Below are 19,022 nucleotides of genomic sequence, written 5' to 3'. Positions count from 1 at the left end.
CTTTCTCTTTGTTTCTTTCAATCTATGGGCATCTTCCCCATAACATGAGCAATAAAGGAACAGACGTTTTTTTCAAAGCGTTCTTTTATCTCATTTACTCTCCATTTACTTGCGCCCATTTCAAATCGATATAACCAACCGGGTGTCGAACAATGCCCTTCACATCTTCTTTTTGTAAATGTACTTGGTTATAAAAATGAATCGGAATAATCGGTGCTTCTTCAATGAGGAGTGCCTCCGCATCATGCAGAATGCTATTTCTCTTTTGTTCATCTGCTTCTTGTCTCGCCTTTTTTATCATCTGATCATATGTTGCATTTGACCAACCTGTCCGGTTCATGGCATTACCTGTTTGAAAACTCTCTAGAAAATTGATTGGATCTGCATAGTCTGCTAAAAAAGAACTTTGTGAGAATTGGAATTTGAGTGCCTTTTGATCTTCTGCAAACACATTCGCTTCCATGTTGGCAAGCTTGACATCTATTCCTAGGGCGTCTTTTAATTGCTGCTGAATGGCTTCAGCTTTTTTCTTGTTCTCAGGCTTTGTACTATATGTTAATGTGACGGGCGGCAACTTGGAATAATTCTCTTCTTTTAGCCCTTTTTCTAGCAGCTTGCCCGCTTCACTCGCATCATTTTTAACAAGGTCGCCCCCAGCTTCTCTAAAATCTTTCCCATTTGAATCTAGAATACCTGGGGAGACGAAGGCGCGAGCTGGTTTCTCTTTATTTTTTGTTACATAATCCACGATATCTTGCGGGTTGATGGCCATTTGAAAGGCTTGGCGAATGTTCTTATTTTGAAAGGGTTTCATGTTGACATTCAGACGATAAAAGAACAGTCCAGCCTGATCCTCAATTTGAACATCTTTCCTTTTTAGAAGGTCTTCACTTTGTTCTGCTGGTACAAAGGCAGTATCTAAATCTCCTGATTGATACATTTGATAATCCGTGTTTCGATCACTGATCATCAGCCATTTCACTTGATCCAGCTTGACCGTTTTTTTGTCCCAATACATCTCACTTTTTTCCATTGTGAAGCTCTCATCATGTTTCCACTCTGTAAGCTTAAACGGTCCATTGCCGACAAAGGTTTTGGCATCCTTTGCCCAATTCGGATCTTTCTCGACCACCTTCTCATTCACCGGGAAAAAGGCAGGATTTGCGGTCATATTTATGAAAGATTTCTGCGGGTACGCAAGTGTGGCCTCAAGCGTTTTGTCATTTACAGCACTGACCTTTACATCTTCTTTCTTTCCTTTTCCGCTGTTAAATGCCTCGCCTCCTTCAATCATGTAAGCTAAGAACGCCGCAGAAGAGCCGGTTTTCGGATCTAACAGCCGCTTCCACGCATATTCAAAGTCACTCGCTTTGACCGGATCGCCATTCGACCACTGAATGCCATCTCTTAAATGAAAAGTGTACGTTTTCCCGTCTTCTGAAATCTCCCATTTTTCCGCCATTGCAGCAGATGGTTCGTGCTTTTCATTGAGTCTCGTTAATCCTTCCATTAAATTATTGATTCCTTGCCAGGATACATTATTAAAACCAATTGGCGGATCAAACGATGTCGGTTCATTTTCATTATTTAATGTTAAAACTTTTTCTTCCCCCTGATTGCTTGACGATCCTTTATTTGCTTGCTCATTGGCTGTACATCCAATGAGCAGCATAATAGATAACAAACATACATTGAAGATCCAACCTTTTTTTCTCATGAGAAACTCCCCCTTTGTGTTGAAGATAAAATCGTATGCTTCGCTCGCTCATCCTGGAGCCAGCAATGCACTGTATGTGAAGGCGAACGCCGCGTTTCGTGCGGCATGATATGATCACACACTTTCATCGCTGCTGGGCACCGCTCAGTATATGGACAGCCTTTCGGTGGAGCAAATAAATCAGGCGGGCTTCCTTCAATTGGAATGAGTTCATCTTTCATATCCAGTCTTGGAACAGATTCCAGTAGTCCTTTTGTGTATGGATGCTGCGGACTGTAAAAAATTTCTCGTCTTGTACCAACCTCAATCATATTCCCACCGTACATCACAGCCACTCGATCTGCGACTTGAGCTACGACCCCTAAATCGTGTGTGATTAAAATAATGGTGACACCTGTTTTCCTCTGAATCTCTTTAAATAGTTCTAAAATTTGCGCCTGTATGGTGACATCTAGTGCGGTTGTCGGTTCATCTGCAATCAGTACCTTAGGCTTGCAAATTATCGCCATTGCAATCATGAGCCGCTGCCTCATTCCACCACTGAACTGATGTGGATATTGCTTTAATCTCTCCATAGGCTGCGGAATGCCAACCAAATCAAGCATACGAATAGCGGCTTCTTTGACTTCTTTTTTGGTCAGCTTCTGATGTTCCTTTGCTGCCTCCATCAACTGGTCACCAATTGTCAGGGTAGGATTCAGTGCGGTCATTGGATCTTGGAAGATCATCGAGATATCGACACCACGGATGGTGCGCATTTCTTTTTCAGATAATGAAAGCAAGTTTCGGTCACGAAACCAAATTTCTCCCTGATCCACATGAGCGCTATATGCCGGTAAAAGTCTCATGATACTTTGTGACGTCACACTTTTTCCGCAACCTGATTCTCCAACAATGGCAAGGGTTTCTTTTTCATACACATCCATATTCACCCCGCGTACCGCTTGAACCGAGCCGCCATATGTCTGAAAGCTGACATGCAGATCGATAATCTGAAGAATTTTTTTCACAGCGCCATCACCTCTTCATCTTTGGATCAAGCGCATCTTGCAAGCCATCACCTAAATTGTTAAAACAAAACATCGTGAGTGAAATAAAAAATGCTGGGAAAAATAAACGCCACCAATGTCCATTGTCTGATAGCACAGTTGGCAGAGCATCATTGGCCATCACGCCCCAGCTTGCAAACGGCGCTTGAATACCTAAACCGAGAAAGCTTAAAAACGCTTCTGCAAATATCGCTGTCGGCACAGTCAGAGTCATTTGCACGATAATCGGTCCCATCGTATTCGGCAGTAAGTTTCGGCGGATGATTCGAAGGCTTTTTGCACCAAAGGTTTTAGAGGCCAGAACATATTCCTGGTTTTTCAGCTGAAGAACCTGACCTCTAACGATTCTGGCCATTCCAATCCACCCTGTCACTGTGAGGGCTACAATAATGGTGACAAGCCCAGGCCCCATGAGCACCATCAATAAAATCACCACGAGTAAATAAGGAAGGCCATAGAGCACCTCGACGATTCGCATCATGACATGGTCATATTTCCCTCCCTTATAGCCGGCAATACCTCCATAAATAACACCGATGGCAAAATCCATGAGTGCTGCCATCACGCCGACAAATAACGAAATGCGTGCTCCGTACCATGTACGCGTGAACACATCTCGTCCAAGCTCATCCGTTCCAAACCAGTGAGCAGCAGACGGCGGCAGATTTTGCATCGAAAGAAGCTGCTCTGTCACACTATTTGGCGCAAGCAGTGGACCCAAGACCGCCATAATGAAAAGAAATATCAACACCGATAGACTAAACATGGCAAGTTTATTTTTCTTTAACCGTCTCCATGTGTCTGCCCAATACGATAGAGAAGGTCTTTTAATGGTATGGGCTTTCGGTTTCTTTTCCTCTCTAGGAAAAAACCATTCATCCGGCACTTCATGGGTTCGATTCGTTTGATCCTGCTGAAGGTGTATACTCATGCCTTCCCTCCTTTCTGATGTAACTGAATCCTTGGATCAAGCAGATGATACGCCACATCTACAATGAAAAGAAGTGTGATTAAGATGATGCTATAAAAAACAGTGGTACCCATGATTACTGGATAATCACGATTGTTAATACTTTCGACAAAGTATTTCCCCATTCCAGGGATGGCAAATATTTTTTCAATGACAAAACTTCCTGTTAAAATACTTGCGACAAGTGTCCCAAGAATGGTGACAACGGGTAAAAGCGCATTTCGAAGCGCATGTTTAAACACAATTTTAAAAGGTGACAGTCCTTTTGCTTTTGCAGTGCGAATATAGTCCTGCGTCAGCACTTCAATCATGCTCGATCTTGTTAACCGAGCGATAATCGCCATTGGACCGACAGCTAGTGCAATTGTAGGAAGGACCATATGCATCGGACTTGTCCACATCGCTGTAGGGAAGAGTTTCAAATTCACAGCAAGCTGCTGAATCAATAAGGTAGCAAAGATAAAGTTTGGAATGGATATACCGAAAACAGCAATGGTCATGGCCATATAATCAATGAAGCCATTATGCCGGAGGGCAGCCATAACCCCTAGCAGGATGCCAGAGATGACAGCAATCAAAATTGAGATAAAACCAAGTTCTAATGAGACTGGGAAGCCTCTCGCCAATAGATCATTGACACTTTCAGAAGGCTTTTTAATGGAAGGACCAAAATCAAAGGTAACGATGGATTTTAAATAGATAACATATTGAACATAAAGTGGTTCATCTAAGTGATAGTAGCTTTCGAGGTTTCGTTGGACGGTTTCGTTTGTATTCCGTTCTTCATTGAAGGGCGATCCTGGGATCACCTTCATCAAAATAAACGTTAAAGTCGTAATGGTTAAGATCGTGGCAATCATCGCAATAAAACGCCTGAGTAAAAAGCTGGCCATCTTCTGTCTCCCCCTCGCTTAACAAAATGTTGTACGTGCGGCAAGCTCTGTCATGACAAGCATGGCTTGGTAGGCTTCTAATATATGATTCGCTTGATACGTCACCGTTGTTGTCCCTTCTACGATGGCAGTACCCGGCATTAAATTTGCCCATTCGGCTTGTCCATAATTGGCAAACTCGATCTTGAGTAGTGGCTGATCAGGAGGTGTCAGCGGCGTCATTTGATGAATCTGTTTCATGGCAGCTTCCGCTTGCTGCGAGATTTGTTTGTTTACTTTTGCTGGTGTTAAGCATTTCACAGCAGATCTTGATATGGTTTCTTTCACTGCAACTGTTTTGACGCCAGGCATCAGCTTTTCTGCTTCAAGTGCTGCCTGATTGTCTCCGCATACAAGAATCACCGGGACACCATAATATCCTGCGACATACGCATTCAAGCCCATTTCTCCAATTGGATGATCATTTATGTAAAAATGTCTGACACCAAAGATCATACTGTGGGACATCACACCTTTCATCGATGCCCTCGCATGGTAACCTAAAAAAACAGCTGCATCATAGGTTTGATCTAATCCTTGAACCATTGAATAAGGTTTTACATCACCTGAAATCAGGGCTACCTCTTGATGTAATTCTTCAATCAAGAGATTATTCATTTTAGAATGACTGTCATTGACCAAAATATCCGTTGCACCATGCCCAAAAAGAGCCTCTACACAGGCATTCACTTCACCGGTCATGATTTTCCTGCCACGCTCATAATTGTGCTTTCGGGCATCGACAAATGTATGATCAGCTAGACCAGTAATTCCCTCCATATCGACAGATAGATAGAGCTTCATCCCCATCCCCCTTTAATTAAACTTAAAATTCGTGTATATTTTTCTAAATTTTCTAAAAAATTATATGAGAACTTGATTGATTTTTCAATACAATGTCTAAAAATAAGGAAATTAGACTCACCTACTACAGGTCAAAAGAATAGAAGGTAAGGGTTTTTTTAACATATAAAACACTGCTTCGTCGATCTGTGATTTCAGGTGCATATTTCTTCATGGTTTGCGTAAATAAGTCATCAAACATACGGGGCCTGCTTTTGAATGACCGCAGCGCCTTCTCCTGTAATCCCACCTTTTGTCGCCACCCACCCTATCGACGGTTTCAGCGAATGTAAGGCTACGCTCGACAAGCACCTGTCTCCACAATTTTTTTAGTCTCCTCTATTATCCTTAAATTCACTACTTTTAACAATATCCCACAATGTTTTCATTTTTATCCCACACTTTTTTCTTACGATAAAGTCAGCTTCAACAACATACGCAAACATCTGATAAACATACATGTAAAAATTCATGAGAGAGAGTGATTGAAATGACTAACCACAAAGATGAAAAGTACGAATTGCAGATCATTGACCAACCTCAAAAAAAGAAGAAAGGTCGATTAGGCTTGTTTAAGCCCTTTGCAGGTGGAATTGTTGGGGGAGCATTAGCATTTGGAGTCTATATCATAACCCCATATGCTCAGCACTCAGTGGACAATACAGCAAATGAATCGTCAACAAAAACAGAAGCTGTACAAACATCAAGTTCGCCCAACAGCATTTCCAATATGGTTGAAAATGTATCACCTGCCATTGTTGGCATTACAAACTATCAAACACAAAATCAAACAACAACAGACTTTGAAGATTTCAATACGCCTTTTGATGAATCCAAGCAAAATCAAAACAAAAGCAGTCAAGGGGAAGCAACCGGTACAGGCTCTGGGGTTATTTTTAAGAAATCCGGAAGCAAAGCCTATATATTAACAAACAACCATGTGATTGAAGGGGCAAACAAACTGACAGTCTCCTTGCATGATGGCAAAACCGTTGAGGGGAAACTGGTCGGTGCTGACCCGCTCACTGACCTAGCTGTTGTGGAAATTAATAGCAGACATGTAACAAAGGTTGCTGAGCTTGGAGATTCCTCCTCACTTCGAGCTGGAGAAACAGTTATCGCAATCGGAAACCCACTTGGTGAAGATTTATCAAGAACGGTGACGCAAGGAATTGTCAGTGGTGTCGATCGAACGGTCTCTATGAATACATCAGCTGGTGAAAGCAGTATTAATGTCATTCAAACAGATGCAGCTATTAACCCGGGCAATAGTGGTGGACCACTTCTCACTACAGATGGAAAGGTTGTGGGAATTACAAGTATGAAAATTTCTGAAACAGGCGTTGAAGGAATTGGTTTTGCGCTTCCCATCAATGATGTCAAACCAATAGGACAGCAGCTACTTACAAATGGAAAAATAGAACGCCCATATATCGGCATTAGTATGCTAGACCTGGAACAGGTCCCGGATGTTTATCAGAAAGAAACACTCGGACTCAAAAGCAGTCAGGTGGATAAAGGGGTCTACGTAAAAGAAGTCGCTGCAGGCTCACCTGCCGCAAAAGCAGGCTTAAAGTCAGAGGATGTCATTACCGCCATAAATGGCAAACAAGTCAAAACCGGCAGTGAATTACGATACGGGCTTTATACGAATGCAAAAGTAGGAGACACAGTGAAAATCACACTTGTTCGAAACGGAAAAGAAGAAACAAAACAAGTCACATTAACCCAATCTGAATCAAAGCAAGTGACCTCCTAATATAAAAAAGTAGCTCACCTCATGAGCTGCTTTTTTATGATGATAATCTTTGTTCGACTTCTGCTCGTTTATGCTCTAAAAATGGCGGAAATGTTAACCGACCAAACTCCTCCACACCTTCGTCCACTGTAAACCCAGGTCCATCTGTTAAAATTTCAAACATAATACCGCTCTCTAAAGTAAAGAGCTTTAAAATAGAAGCGTTCCACGACACCAGAGTTCGTAAAGCCTGCTTTAGATATTTTGTTATGCATTTTTCAAGCTCCTCTGCGTTTGCAACTGTTAATTCTACTGGCCCTAAGCCTCTGATCGCAAATTCTGAAGGAATATCGTCATTCACTGACGGTGATCCTGCCTCAAGTCCGCTTGGTTCTACTGTCAAAAACATCTGCTGCCCTTCTGAACCTGTAAATCGCAAAGTAGGTCTGCCGGTTTATTTTCATTATTCTCACTCCTATTTTAAAATATCTCGAATTCAAGTGCATTTTCAAAAAAAGTCAACCATTTGGCTGCACATGTGCTGGATGTTCGGTTTTCGCTATTTAAATTAACATTGAATCAAAATAAACCTCTTATTGTTCGTTTTTATCACAACATTCATGCTGATATCTCCAATAAACAAATTTTTTCGTAATTAAAATACGAAAATCAGAATTTTTTTTAAATTCTTGTTTTCCTAAAATCGTATTACAATGAATAAAATACATGTCACAGCAACGTATGAAAGTGATGCAGGAGGTCGTGTGTAATGAACAAAGAACAACCAGCATTAAAACAAGATATCGGCTTATTCTTTGCCCTTTCTCTTGTCATCGGGACAATTATTGGGTCAGGCGTATTCATGAAACCAGGCAATGTCCTTTCTTATTCAGGAAGCTCCGACATCGCATTATTTGCTTGGCTGTTAGGTGGAATCTTAACCCTTGCAGGCGGACTAACTGTCGCTGAAATTGGTACACAAATCCCGCGAACCGGCGGCCTGTATGCTTATCTTGAAGAAGTGTATGGTGAGTTTTGGGGCTATCTATGCGGCTGGGTGCAAATTATCATTTACGGACCTGCCATTATTGGCGCTCTCGGTCTTTATTTTGGTTCCTTATTAGCCAATTTATTTTCCCTTTCTTCTTTATGGTCTACAATCATTGGCATTATCACGGTTCTTTTTTTATGTTTGATCAACATTATGGGGACAAAGTACGGCGGGTTTATCCAAGGTCTGACCACGATCGGAAAGCTTGTCCCGATTGCCGCGATTATTGTGTTTGGCTTATGGAAAGGAAATGAACACATCTTTACAGCTGTGAATGATAGTATTGCACAGATGAACTTCGGCGCAGCGATTCTGGCTACTTTGTTTGCCTATGATGGCTGGATTTTGCTTGCAGCTCTCGGCGGGGAAATGAAAAATCCGGAGAAACTGCTCCCTCGTGCAATGGCAGGTGGTATTTTAATTGTCACCGCTTGTTATCTCTTTATTAATGTTGCCCTTTTGCATGTATTACCAGCTGATCAAATCGTTCAGTTAGGTGAAAATGCGACGAGCACTGCTGCAACCATGCTATTTGGTCCAATTGGCGGGAAAATTATTAGTATCGGCATCATCATTAGCATCTTTGGCTGTTTGAATGGAAAGGTTCTTTCTTTCCCCCGGGTTATTTTTGCCATGGCAGAACGAAAGCAAATTCCGTTTGCTAAAGCCATTTCACGAATACACCCTACCTTTCAAACACCTTGGGTGGCTGTATTTGTGCAGATTTTGATTGCCATTGTGTTTATGATCGTCAGTAATCCAGAGAAGCTGTCAGAGGTTTCGATTTTCATGATTTATATCTTTTATGTGATGGCCTTTTTCGCTGTATTTAAGCTAAGAAAGCAAAACATCGGAATGAAGCGCGCTTATAGCGTACCACTTTACCCGCTGACACCGATCATTGCAATTATCGGCTCTTTATTCGTCTTAATCAGCACGATGATCACGGATTGGAAAAGCTGTCTGATCTCCATGCTAATCGGAATGGCTGGACTGCCAATTTATTACTATATGAAAAAAGCACAAAATAAAGCAGAGCGCTAAACAGCCTCTGCTTTATTTTTTATATTGTTTGATCACTTTATATGATTCGTTTAAATACCTTATGAGCCGGTACGGCTTACTTAGTACACGGATGGGGAGCCTCGAAATAAAACCATTCAAATTGGTCTTATATTCCTGGGTCATCCGTTTTGGCTTTGTCGCAATTTTTTCGTATACTTCTTTGTAAAATTCCTTCATGATGTCGACTTGCACACTGATCTTCTGATGACACTCTGTACACTCAACGCTTTTCATCTGATCATTCACATAAACGATGCTGTGGAGGGTCTCTTCTAGGCACCGAGTACAGTGTAGGTTTGCTTCCATTTCGGTTTTCTTCAAGATACACAGCTCCTTTCTCGTTTAGTGTTGCTGTTTTGATACAATACGATGGCCGCTTGCCGTTTATTGGACTGATGCTTCCTTTAAAATGGCTGCTGCAGTCAGTTCATCGGTCACCAGCACTTGAATAAAGCCGCCATTTAAAGCACCTAAAATACTTTCTGCTTTATGGGTTCCTTCCACAACGGCGATGACTTTCTTGACGCTTTTTAATTGTTCTAGCGACAACCCAATGACCTTTTGGTTCAGTTCATCTTGGACAGGTTTTCCTTCTCCATCAAAGAAGCGAAACCCAATATCACCAACAGCACCTGATTGTCTTAGACCAGATAGATCCTCTTCTTTTAAATAACCGACTGTTTTTAATGTAGAGCCTTTATGCGGATTTCCAATACCGATGAGGGCAATATCCACATTTCTGCCTTCTTCAAGCACAGCTTCTATGTCCTGCATCGCCATGAGCCGTTCCTTTAATTCTTCTGTTTCTAAAATCGCAGGTGCATATAAATAGGTACACGAGCCATTCATCTTCTTTGCCAGCTCATATGCCAGCTGATTGGCATGAATGTCGACCGCCTGCCTGCCCATCCCGCCCTCTAAAGGGATGACTTTGACTTCGTTTCTTCGTTCAAACGGATATTCCTTCACAAGTTCAGCAAGCGTAGTGCCCCAAGAAATGCCGATTTTCTCAGCGCCTTTCATTTTTTTGGATAGGTAATAAGCGCCTGCTTGGCCGACTGCTCGCTTGACAAGCTCAGACATTGTCCCGACACTTGGGACAACGACAGCATCTGTTAATTGAAAGGTCGTTTCTAGCTGCTTTTCGAGTTCCACCGTATGAATGCTTTCATCCTTAATGTATACTTCAACGATTCCAACATCTTTTGCTTTTTGTAGAAGCTTTGAAATGACTGGTCGTGAAACATTTAGCTTTTTTGCAATTTCCTGCTGCGTCCATCCGTCTGTATAATAAAGATGAGCAACCTTGACGAGCTGTCGTCTTTCTTCCCAATTCAGCATGTGACATCACCCTTTTAATATACTATGATTACCAGTATACCAAACATTCGTTTTCGATTGGAACAATTGTTATGAAAATGACAAAAAAAGCGATCAACTCTCCGCTTTTTTTTCCTCGGTATATTTCGGCTGATACGTTCTCCCGCCGTCTAACAGGATAATCTGTCCGTGCAAATAGCTTCCCTCGTCGTTTGTGAGAAATAAAGTGAGACCTGCGATATCCTCAGGTTGCCCTAATCTCCCAATTGGAATGAGCGCTTGAAGTTGCCTTTTTTCCTCCTCAGTAGGATAAAGAGTATCAAGCATTTGAGATTCAATGACACGCGGTGCAATGACGTTAATGCGTACATGATATGAGCCTAATTCCTTTACGAGCGAACGCATCAGGCCAAAAGCACCTGCTTTTGACGTGTAATACTGAATACCACCCCCAGAGCCTGTTATCGCTGATCCCGAACCAATGATGACAATACTGCCTTCTTGCCGCTCACATAGATAGGGTGCCAAGGCTTTGATGCAATAAAAAAGACCATATAAATTCACAGCCAGTGTTTTTTTCCAAAGTGAAAAATCAACTTCTAAAAAAGGAAGTGACTTTGTCATTCCTGCTGAATACACAAGATGATGAATGCCGCCTAGCTCCCTTTCAGCTGCTGACATCATCTGCTGAACACTTTCCCACGATGAAACGTCAGCTTGAAAAGTCAGCAGATGAGGATGCTGCTTTTTTAATCGCGAAAGACCCTGATCATCTATATCTGACACAGCAACACGATGCCCCTCTTTTAAAAAACGCTCGGCAACTTCTCGCCCGATCCCTTGAGCACCACCAACAATGAGAACTGGTTTTCGATCATTAGCCAGCGCTCTCACCCCCGTCGAGCATAATCGCTGCTCCATCTGTAAATGAACCATACGATGTACTTAAAAAAACCGTCATATGAGCGACAGTCTCCTTGATTTGCTCTGTGTCATCAATCAAATGGAAAGGAGGCGGTAATAGTGCCAGCACCCGAATGCCTTTGTCTTTAAATTCTCGCGCTAAACCTTTTGTCATGGCATTCAACATACTATTCGATGTAGCATGTGAGATCCCGCCATCACCTGTTATACTGCCTGAAGAAGATATATTAATGATGCAGCCTTGCTTATGGTCAACCATATGCCATACAGCGGCTTGACTGGAAAGAAAGACTGTATTCACCGCCGATTCCACATCATCCACCCATACATCAGGGCTTACGCTGGCAAGCTGCGAGCTCACTTTTTGATCTCCTTGATTGACCAAAATATCAAGCTTGCCGCATGTATTAATCACTTGCCTCATCATGCGCGTGGCATCACGTGGTGTCTCAAGTGGATTCATGATGATACTCGCTTTGCCTCCCTTTTTTTGAATTTCTTCACCTATAATGTTTGCCTTTGATTCGTCATGAAAGGTGTGTATAAAAACATGTGCACCTGCCCGGGCTAAAGCCAGGCAGATGGCTTCTCCAAATCCATATGTGCTACCTGTCACAAGTGCCGCTTTCTGATGAAGCTGGACGTTCATTGTATCTCCTCCCTACTCCTTGTTTGACATTTATTTTCTCAGCTTACTCACGATATGAAGAGCTGCTTCATAAAAGCCTTCTGAGATGGTTGGATGTGGATGAATCATTTTAGCCATCTCTTCAGCTGTTCCTTCTAAGTACATAAATGAGGAAGCTTCTGATATCATCTCTGTTACGTGTGGACCAACCATAGTGGCGCCAATCACTTCGCCATATGTCGTATCGTACACCAATTTAATAAAGCCTGTCTGAACACCTGCTGCCAATGCTTTTCCGCATGCTGTTAAATCGAATCGTTCTATTTGAACGTTAAGCCCTTCCGCTTTTGCCTCTTTCTCTGTCAGCCCAACGCTCGCCACCTCTGGTAATGTATAAATACATCTAGGTACGATATCTGAATTCATTTTTTCAGGTTCGCCGCATATATTGCTGACTGCAACGGCTGCCTCTGCCATCGCCGCATGAGCGAGCTGATAACCGCCGGCGACATCGCCAACTGCATATACACCTTCAGCACTTGTCTGCATACGGTCGTTTACTTTAATAAAAGGGCCATCCAGCTGAAGGTCAAGCTGGCTTACAGCTGATACATTCGGTCTTCTTCCTACACAAACAAGCAGTCTTTCAGCTGTAAAGATATGAGTCTCCCCTTTATCATCTGTTCCATGAACCGCTTTGATCCCTTCGCTTTCTGTTACCTCTGTCACAGTTGTTTTTTTCGCGATATGGATGCCTTTTTTCTTCAACTCTCTTTCTAGCAATTTCGATGCTTCTTCATCCTCTAGCGGAATAATGGACGGTGCCGCTTCAATAATGGTCACTTTTGATTGAAGACTCTGGAAGATGCATGCCAGCTCAAGACCAATCACACCTCCGCCAATAATGACAACAGAAGCAGGGATATCTGGGATGTCAAAAATCATATCACTTGTATCAAATTGAACCTCTTTCAGCCCCGGAATTGGCGGAATGGCAGGTGAAGATCCGGTTGCAATGATCAGTGCTTTTGTTTCAATCGATTCTGAACCATCTTGTTTTTCAATGTCAATGCGATGCTTTGTAACAGCTGTGCCTCTGCCGTTATATACATCAATCTTTCCTTGCTTCAATAAAAAGGCAATTCCGTCCCTGAGTTTTTCAATGACGGCATCTTTACGCTTTCTCATTTTTTCGAAGGAAAGAACCATCTCACCTGTTTCAATTCCCCAGCTTTTCGCCTTCTCAATTGATTCAATAACTTCTGCATGTTTGAGCAGTGTCTTTGAAGGGATACAGCCTCGATTTAAACAAGTACCTCCTAGAAAATCCTCTTCAATCAATGCGACCTTAAGTCCACGCTCAGCTGCTTGAAGGGCAGCAGTATACCCGCCAGGCCCTCCGCCAATGACTAACAGATCATACGTTTTTGTCATCCGATTCATCTCCTACATTAGCAATTCAAATGGTTGTTCAAGTACTTTTTTGAGGTCTGTTAAAAAGGCCGCCGCTGGTGTACCATCTATCACTCGGTGATCAAAAGATAAACTGACACCCATCATTGGCCGCACATGAATTTCTCCGTCTATCACAACAGGTTTTTCTTGAATGCGTCCAACACCTAAAATCGCCACTTCTGGCTGATTAATAATTGGGGTAAAGGTATCAATGGCATACATACCTAAGTTACTAATGGTAAATGTGGACCCTTTCAGCTGATCTGGTAAAAGTTTTTGATCACGTGCGTTTTGTCCAATTTCCTTTGCCTCTTTTGTCAGCTGTTTTAACCCTTTTTGATTCGCATGAGAAATGACCGGAACCATTAAGCCGTCTTTCACAGCAACAGCAAGACCTATGTGCACATCCTCATGGAAATGGAGCTCATTTTGTTCAAACGTCATATTGATTTGCGGGTGGCTTGTAAGGACGCTACTAACCGCATGAATGATGATTTCAGTAAACGACAATCTGTAGCCTGTCTCTTTTTCAATGGCCGGCAATAGCTGCTTGCGCATTTCTTTCGCTTTTGTCATATCGATTTCACTTGTTAATGTGACGTGCGCCGCTGTAAAAGCACTTTTTGACATGCGATCTGCGATCACTTTTCTCATACCAGTTAGTTTTTGTGTTTTTACTGGAGTAGAGTCTGATGTGTTTACAGTTGCTGCTTTCACATCTCTTTTCATCATTTTTCCGTGTGCACCAGATCCAGCAACATTCGCTAAATCGATTCCTTCACGAGTAGCCACTTTTCTTGCAAGCGGTGATACTCGCTGATCTTTCTCACTAGTATTGACGACAGCCTCGACATCCCGCTTTTGAATTCTGCCTTTTGGTCCTGTGCCATATATCTCGTGAATCGCCACATGGTGATCTTTTGCCGTTTTTCTCGCCGCGGGCGTTGCACGTACTTTTTCATCAGAAGTTTTTTCGACTTCAGTAAAAGCGGATAAGGCAGATTGTGGTGACGATCCGCTGTCTTCTGAGGATTCTCCATCTGCCTGTGCAGGCGGCTCGCTTGGCACCTTTTCATCTGCCTCTCCGATGTACCCAATGACAGCGTTAACTGGAATTTGATCATCTGCTTCATAGTATTTCTTCAGAAAAACGCCATCATCATAGGCTTCAACCTCGATATTGATCTTGTCTGTCATAATTTCAAAAAGAGACTCACCGATTTCAACCGAATCTCCTTCTTCTTTAAACCATTGAAGCAAGGTGCCGATTTCCATCGTACTGCTTAGCTTCGGCATAAATATCTCTTTTGGCATGACCTTCTCCCCCTTTATTTAAGAGCGTACGAGCTCTTTTGCTGCTTCAATAATATCTGGCACTTGTGGAATGACGGCTTTTTCCAGCGTTGGGTTGTAAGGTATTGGTACGGCAAGACCACCAAGTCGTTTAATAGGAGCATCTAAATAATCGAAGGCTTCACTTTCTGCTATCATACTCGCAATCTCTCCGGCGTAGCCGCCTCGTTTGACCGCCTCATGGACAACGATACATTTACCCGTTTTCTTTACAGATTCGATAATGGTTTCTTCATCTAATGGGACGAGTGTTCGTGGATCAATGATTTCAACATCGATTCCTTCTGCTTCTAATTCCTTCGCCGCTTCCAATGCTTTGTGCACCATAATGGCTGTTGCTACAATCGTGACATCCTTCCCGCTTCTTTTCACATCCGCTTTCCCTAAAGGAATCGAATACTTCTCTTCTGGCACTTCACTGATTGTTTTATATAAAAGCTTATGTTCGTAGAAAATGACAGGGTTGTCATCATCCATCGCCGCTTTTAAAAGTCCTTTTGCATCATAAGCCGTTGAAGGCTGGACAACCTTTAGTCCTGGGATATGAGCCATCCACGCTTCTAAACTTTGTGAGTGCTGGGCTGCTGCACCCGTTCCAGAGCCTGCTGGTGTTCTTACAACGAGCGGCACCTTCCCTTTTCCGCCAAACATGTAACGTGTTTTCGCTGCTTGGTTGACAAGCTGATCCATGGCGATGGTGATAAAGTCAGAGAATTGTAGTTCTAAGATCGGACGCATGCCTGTCAAAGCAGCTCCGACTGCGCCCCCTGCGATGGCCGCCTCTGAGATCGGCGTATTGCGCACGCGTTCTGGACCGAATTCTTCAATCATGCCACGCGTGACCCCAAAAGCACCTCCGTATACACCTATATCCTCACCTAAAATGAAGACATCTTGATTTTCTCTCATTTCCTGACTCATAGCCTCTCGAACGGCTTCTAAATATGAAATCTCTCTCACTGTTGTTTTTGTCACGTGATTCCCCTCCTAATTAGGCGTATACATCCTCTAATAGTGTGCCAATGGATGGTTCTTTACTGCTTTTAGCAAATTCAACAGATGCTTCGATCTCCTGTTTCGCTTCTTCCTGTAAGCTTGCTGCCTGCTCTTCTGTCAGAACATTTAGATCAATTAAGAGAGACTTAAAGCGTTTGATTCCGTCTTTTTGTCTCCATTCTGTCTCTTCTTCACGTGTACGGTATTTTTTCGCATCACTTTTTGAGTGACCCTTCCAGCGATACGTTTTCATTTCAATGAGTGATGGACCTTCTCCAGCTCTTGCACGACTCACCGCCTCATCTACTGTGTTCATGATCTCGATCATGTCATTTCCATCTACAGTTTTTCCTGGCATGCCGTAGCTCTCTGCTCTTGTTGAAATATCTTCAATGTTGATCATTTCTTTCACTGGGCCAGACATGCCGTATTGGTTGTTTTCACAAATAAACACAACAGGTAAATCCCAAATGGATGCAAGGTTTAACGCTTCATGGAAGCTTCCTTCATTTGTCGCACCGTCTCCGAAGAAACAAAGAACAACAAAGCCTTCCTGCTTCATCTTAGATGTCAGCGCCGCGCCCGTTGCAAGTGGGATACCACCGCCAACAATTCCATTTGCCCCAAGGTTTCCTTTTTCTAAGTCGGCAATATGCATAGAGCCGCCTTTTCCTTTGCAATAGCCGGTTTCACGTCCAAACAGCTCGGCCATCATTTTATTGACCTCTGCACCTTTCGCAATACAGTGACCATGTCCACGGTGGGTGCTGACAATCTTATCTTCATCCTTTAACACGGCAATAGATCCAACAGCCGACGCTTCCTGTCCAACACATAAATGGGTTGTTCCGTGGATTAATCCTTTTGCAAAGAACTGATCGACCTTCTCATCAAAATATCTAACTAACCACATTTGTTTATATAAATCTGCTAATGTCTCATGACTAATCTGTTCAGGAATAATGATTTGTTTTTGCATTTCTTCTCTCCTTTTTTACATTTGTTCTTATATATTACATTTGTAATTATCATATGTTTAACTCTCATTGAAGTCAAGCATTTCCGTTTATTTTTAAGCGTTTTCATCTTTCATCAGAAAAAAAGAGAAAGGCAAAGCCCTTTTCCAAAGACCTTCTCTTCCTCTCTCAACCTCTTACATTTTCATTCATCTGGATACATCATGATTTTGACGCTCTTCCCTTCTGGATGCCTCGCGCATTCTATCGCCTGAAGCAGCTGACTTAACGGGTAACGATGCGTCACCATTTTTTCTGTGTGAACCACCTTCGCCTTCAGAAGTCCAAGCGCTTCACTATAGTGATACGGATGCGAAGAATACGCTCCCACTACTTTGACTTCATCATGGAAAAATCGCTCAGCCGGAATGGAGACAGTCCCCTTTGGAAAATGAGCAAACACCAAAATCGTTCCGCCTCTCGCTACAGCTTGAAACGCCTCTTTTAAAAGCGCACTGCTCCCAACAGAAATAATGACGAGGTCTACTCCCTTTCCATCTGTTTCTTTCATGACACGGTTTTCCACTGGCTCAAATTCTGGATGAAAAGCGACGTCAGCTCCTAAATTTCTCGCTTGAAGTAGCCGGTTCTCATTCACATCCGTTATCATCACTTTTCCAGCCAGACCATATTTGGCGAGCTGTAATTGAATGCAGCCAATTTGCCCTGCTCCAAGGATCAGCACAGAATCTCCTGGATGAACAGGCGCTCGTTCAAATCCATGCAGGCAGCAAGCAACTGGTTCGACCATCGCCCCTTGCTCATATGAAACACCGTGCGGGAGCTTGCCCATTGTATGCTTGACATGTAAAGAAGAAACACGAATATATTCTGAAAAACCGCCCGGCTCTACATTTGTTGCTCCAAACTGCGGACACATTGTATAAAATCCTCTTTGACAAAAGTCACATGTGAAACAAGGGACATGATGCGCCACATACACCCTGTCTCCCGTTTGAACATGTGTTACATTACGGCCCGTTTCAACAATATCACCAGCGATTTCATGTCCTAGTACAGTTCCAGGAGGTACCGTCTCATATGTTGCTTTGTAAATATCCGTACCGCATAAGCCGCAGGCACGCATCCTCAATAGGACTTCATCATCACCAATAGCAGGCCGCTTCCGCTCCTCATAACGAATGTCATCTGAAGAATAAAAGACAGCTGATTTCATGTCGCTGCATCCTCCTTTTCATCACACTTCGCAAGGTCCTGTAAGGTTTGAACAAGTTGCTTGTACTCACTCATCTCACTTGAGATCCAGTAGCGTCCGCCGAATATTCGCGTGGCCCCAACTCTGACATATACTTTCCCGATATGAGGATACGGCTTTAAAAACAATTTTCCTTTGATATCGGACACAGCATATGTGTGCCATCTACCAAAAGCACCTAGCTTCAGCTCATCCTTACTAATGATGACGTTCGTTGGCTGATTCAGTCCCGTGATGCTAGAAAGCATGAGGATAGGCAGCGTATAAACACCCAACACAGCTAACGGCTCAGGCCCTGCCGACATTAATGTATAAAGAGACCAGAGAAAAAACACACATATTAACAAGGCTGGAAGAAAAATAGAAAACACTGCAGACGTTCGACTATAAGTATGCTGTTGCATCAGACATCCTCCTTTCAGATATATAGAAGGAGCCTTAAACGCTCCTTCACGCAAACATTGTTTACTTAATGTGATCAATGATTTTTTCAATATCATCTTCAATGCCAAATCCGGTTAAAAAAGATAACGTTTGAATCACAGGCGTACCTTTTGTATCACTGACTGGCGTTGTGGTCACAATTAAATCGGCACCCTCTGCTTTTTGCGGTACCTCAGATGCCTTACATTGTTCAACCACGACATCGTAGCCTTTTTCCTTTAACGTGTCTTCTACCTTTTTCGCGACAACCGTTGACGTAGCAACTGCCGTGCCGCACGATACCAATATTTTCTTTGCCATAAAAA

Annotated in this window: 18 protein-coding genes and 2 pseudogenes; 2 read left to right on the top strand and 18 right to left on the bottom strand. The window is 42.8% G+C overall.

Features of this window, described 5'->3' with window-relative positions; all coding sequences use genetic code 11:
- Positions 1-94: 94 nt before the first annotated feature.
- From WAX46_RS04315 to WAX46_RS15735, 6 genes and pseudogenes are all read right to left on the bottom strand, one after another.
- Entirely contained in the window at positions 95-1,717 is a 1,623-nt protein-coding gene (locus tag WAX46_RS04315) for a peptide ABC transporter substrate-binding protein (RefSeq protein ID WP_226569677.1), read from the bottom strand.
- Positions 1,714-2,727: an ABC transporter ATP-binding protein gene (locus WAX46_RS04310; RefSeq protein ID WP_226569681.1), complete on the bottom strand. Its 1,014-nt coding sequence runs from the start codon at positions 2,725-2,727 to the stop codon at positions 1,714-1,716. The genes WAX46_RS04315 and WAX46_RS04310 overlap by 4 nt, the downstream gene beginning before the upstream one ends.
- A gap of 7 nt (positions 2,728-2,734) precedes the next feature.
- Complete coding sequence (locus tag WAX46_RS04305) at positions 2,735-3,697, bottom strand: ABC transporter permease (RefSeq protein WP_226569684.1); 963 nt, start codon at positions 3,695-3,697, stop codon at positions 2,735-2,737.
- A complete protein-coding gene (locus tag WAX46_RS04300; RefSeq protein ID WP_226569688.1) occupies positions 3,694-4,629 on the bottom strand; it encodes an ABC transporter permease in 936 nt (311 codons plus the stop codon). The genes WAX46_RS04305 and WAX46_RS04300 overlap by 4 nt, the downstream gene beginning before the upstream one ends.
- Positions 4,630-4,647: 18 nt before the next feature.
- A complete protein-coding gene (locus tag WAX46_RS04295; RefSeq protein ID WP_226569691.1) occupies positions 4,648-5,472 on the bottom strand; it encodes a M55 family metallopeptidase in 825 nt (274 codons plus the stop codon).
- Positions 5,473-5,589: 117 nt separating this feature from the next.
- Positions 5,590-5,826: pseudogene (locus WAX46_RS15735) on the bottom strand (hypothetical protein); the annotation flags it as partial.
- 175 nt (positions 5,827-6,001) lie between these two features.
- Here WAX46_RS15735 and WAX46_RS04290 point away from each other — a divergent pair.
- Entirely contained in the window at positions 6,002-7,270 is a 1,269-nt protein-coding gene (locus tag WAX46_RS04290) for a S1C family serine protease (RefSeq protein WP_336493413.1), read from the top strand.
- A 34-nt stretch (positions 7,271-7,304) separates the two neighbouring features.
- Here WAX46_RS04290 and WAX46_RS04285 read toward each other — a convergent pair.
- Positions 7,305-7,515: pseudogene (locus tag WAX46_RS04285) on the bottom strand (ring-cleaving dioxygenase); the annotation flags it as partial.
- A 503-nt stretch (positions 7,516-8,018) separates the two neighbouring features.
- Between WAX46_RS04285 and WAX46_RS04280 the strand changes: the two are divergent.
- On the top strand, positions 8,019-9,344 hold the full coding sequence (locus WAX46_RS04280; RefSeq protein WP_226568991.1) for an APC family permease: 1,326 nt from the start codon (positions 8,019-8,021) through the stop codon (positions 9,342-9,344).
- A 12-nt stretch (positions 9,345-9,356) separates the two neighbouring features.
- Here the strand turns inward: WAX46_RS04280 and WAX46_RS04275 are convergent, their stop codons facing one another.
- The 11 genes from WAX46_RS04275 to WAX46_RS04225 form a co-directional block, all read right to left on the bottom strand.
- On the bottom strand, positions 9,357-9,686 hold the full coding sequence (locus WAX46_RS04275) for a bh protein (RefSeq protein WP_226568989.1): 330 nt from the start codon (positions 9,684-9,686) through the stop codon (positions 9,357-9,359).
- 63 nt (positions 9,687-9,749) lie between these two features.
- Complete coding sequence (locus WAX46_RS04270) at positions 9,750-10,706, bottom strand: sugar-binding transcriptional regulator (protein WP_336493412.1); 957 nt, start codon at positions 10,704-10,706, stop codon at positions 9,750-9,752.
- Between the two features lie 93 nt (positions 10,707-10,799).
- Positions 10,800-11,606, bottom strand: coding sequence for an SDR family NAD(P)-dependent oxidoreductase (locus WAX46_RS04265; protein ID WP_336493411.1), 807 nt, complete (start codon positions 11,604-11,606; stop codon positions 10,800-10,802).
- The gene (locus WAX46_RS04260) at positions 11,563-12,258 is read right to left on the bottom strand and encodes an SDR family NAD(P)-dependent oxidoreductase (protein ID WP_226568982.1); all 696 of its coding nucleotides are present in this window, start codon (positions 12,256-12,258) and stop codon (positions 11,563-11,565) included. Before WAX46_RS04260 ends, WAX46_RS04265 begins: the two co-directional genes overlap by 44 nt.
- Before the next feature lie 30 nt (positions 12,259-12,288).
- The gene (gene lpdA / locus WAX46_RS04255) at positions 12,289-13,671 is read right to left on the bottom strand and encodes a dihydrolipoyl dehydrogenase (protein WP_336493410.1); all 1,383 of its coding nucleotides are present in this window, start codon (positions 13,669-13,671) and stop codon (positions 12,289-12,291) included.
- Between the two features lie 12 nt (positions 13,672-13,683).
- Positions 13,684-15,006: a dihydrolipoamide acetyltransferase family protein gene (locus tag WAX46_RS04250; protein WP_336493409.1), complete on the bottom strand. Its 1,323-nt coding sequence runs from the start codon at positions 15,004-15,006 to the stop codon at positions 13,684-13,686.
- Between the two features lie 18 nt (positions 15,007-15,024).
- Positions 15,025-16,005: an alpha-ketoacid dehydrogenase subunit beta gene (locus WAX46_RS04245; RefSeq protein WP_226568995.1), complete on the bottom strand. Its 981-nt coding sequence runs from the start codon at positions 16,003-16,005 to the stop codon at positions 15,025-15,027.
- 31 nt (positions 16,006-16,036) lie between these two features.
- The gene (locus tag WAX46_RS04240; protein ID WP_226568976.1) at positions 16,037-17,020 is read right to left on the bottom strand and encodes a thiamine pyrophosphate-dependent dehydrogenase E1 component subunit alpha; all 984 of its coding nucleotides are present in this window, start codon (positions 17,018-17,020) and stop codon (positions 16,037-16,039) included.
- A gap of 182 nt (positions 17,021-17,202) precedes the next feature.
- Positions 17,203-18,234, bottom strand: coding sequence for an alcohol dehydrogenase catalytic domain-containing protein (locus WAX46_RS04235; RefSeq protein WP_336493408.1), 1,032 nt, complete (start codon positions 18,232-18,234; stop codon positions 17,203-17,205).
- Entirely contained in the window at positions 18,231-18,677 is a 447-nt protein-coding gene (locus WAX46_RS04230; protein WP_226568971.1) for a hypothetical protein, read from the bottom strand. Before WAX46_RS04230 ends, WAX46_RS04235 begins: the two co-directional genes overlap by 4 nt.
- Before the next feature lie 61 nt (positions 18,678-18,738).
- Positions 18,739-19,017: a PTS sugar transporter subunit IIB gene (locus WAX46_RS04225; RefSeq protein ID WP_226568969.1), complete on the bottom strand. Its 279-nt coding sequence runs from the start codon at positions 19,015-19,017 to the stop codon at positions 18,739-18,741.
- Between the last annotated feature and the right edge of the window lie 5 nt (positions 19,018-19,022).

The organism is Bacillus sp. FJAT-53060 (assembly GCF_037104745.1).
Classification (GTDB): Bacteria; Bacillota; Bacilli; order Bacillales; family Bacillaceae; genus Bacillus; species Bacillus stratosphericus_B.
The sequence above is the reverse complement of the archived record's forward strand: the minus strand, read 5'-3'. Positions and strand labels throughout refer to the sequence as shown.

Bases quoted from the DNA above. Each gene is read 5' to 3' on its own strand.
- WAX46_RS04270 (WP_336493412.1), bottom strand. From the start codon at position 10,706: ATGCTGAATTGGGAAGAAAGACGACAGCTCGTCAAGGTTGCTCATCTT.
- WAX46_RS04305 (WP_226569684.1), bottom strand. From the start codon at position 3,697: ATGAGTATACACCTTCAGCAGGATCAAACGAATCGAACCCATGAAGTG.
- WAX46_RS04250 (WP_336493409.1), bottom strand. From the start codon at position 15,006: ATGCCAAAAGAGATATTTATGCCGAAGCTAAGCAGTACGATGGAAATC.
- WAX46_RS04295 (WP_226569691.1), bottom strand. From the start codon at position 5,472: ATGAAGCTCTATCTATCTGTCGATATGGAGGGAATTACTGGTCTAGCT.
- lpdA (WP_336493410.1), bottom strand. From the start codon at position 13,671: ATGACAAAAACGTATGATCTGTTAGTCATTGGCGGAGGGCCTGGCGGG.
- WAX46_RS04230 (WP_226568971.1), bottom strand. From the start codon at position 18,677: ATGCAACAGCATACTTATAGTCGAACGTCTGCAGTGTTTTCTATTTTT.
- WAX46_RS04265 (WP_336493411.1), bottom strand. From the start codon at position 11,606: ATGGAGCAGCGATTATGCTCGACGGGGGTGAGAGCGCTGGCTAATGAT.
- WAX46_RS04240 (WP_226568976.1), bottom strand. From the start codon at position 17,020: ATGCAAAAACAAATCATTATTCCTGAACAGATTAGTCATGAGACATTA.
- WAX46_RS04315 (WP_226569677.1), bottom strand. From the start codon at position 1,717: ATGAGAAAAAAAGGTTGGATCTTCAATGTATGTTTGTTATCTATTATG.
- WAX46_RS04260 (WP_226568982.1), bottom strand. From the start codon at position 12,258: ATGAACGTCCAGCTTCATCAGAAAGCGGCACTTGTGACAGGTAGCACA.
- WAX46_RS04300 (WP_226569688.1), bottom strand. From the start codon at position 4,629: ATGGCCAGCTTTTTACTCAGGCGTTTTATTGCGATGATTGCCACGATC.
- WAX46_RS04290 (WP_336493413.1), top strand. From the start codon at position 6,002: ATGACTAACCACAAAGATGAAAAGTACGAATTGCAGATCATTGACCAA.
- WAX46_RS04235 (WP_336493408.1), bottom strand. From the start codon at position 18,234: ATGAAATCAGCTGTCTTTTATTCTTCAGATGACATTCGTTATGAGGAG.
- WAX46_RS04280 (WP_226568991.1), top strand. From the start codon at position 8,019: ATGAACAAAGAACAACCAGCATTAAAACAAGATATCGGCTTATTCTTT.
- WAX46_RS04225 (WP_226568969.1), bottom strand. From the start codon at position 19,017: ATGGCAAAGAAAATATTGGTATCGTGCGGCACGGCAGTTGCTACGTCA.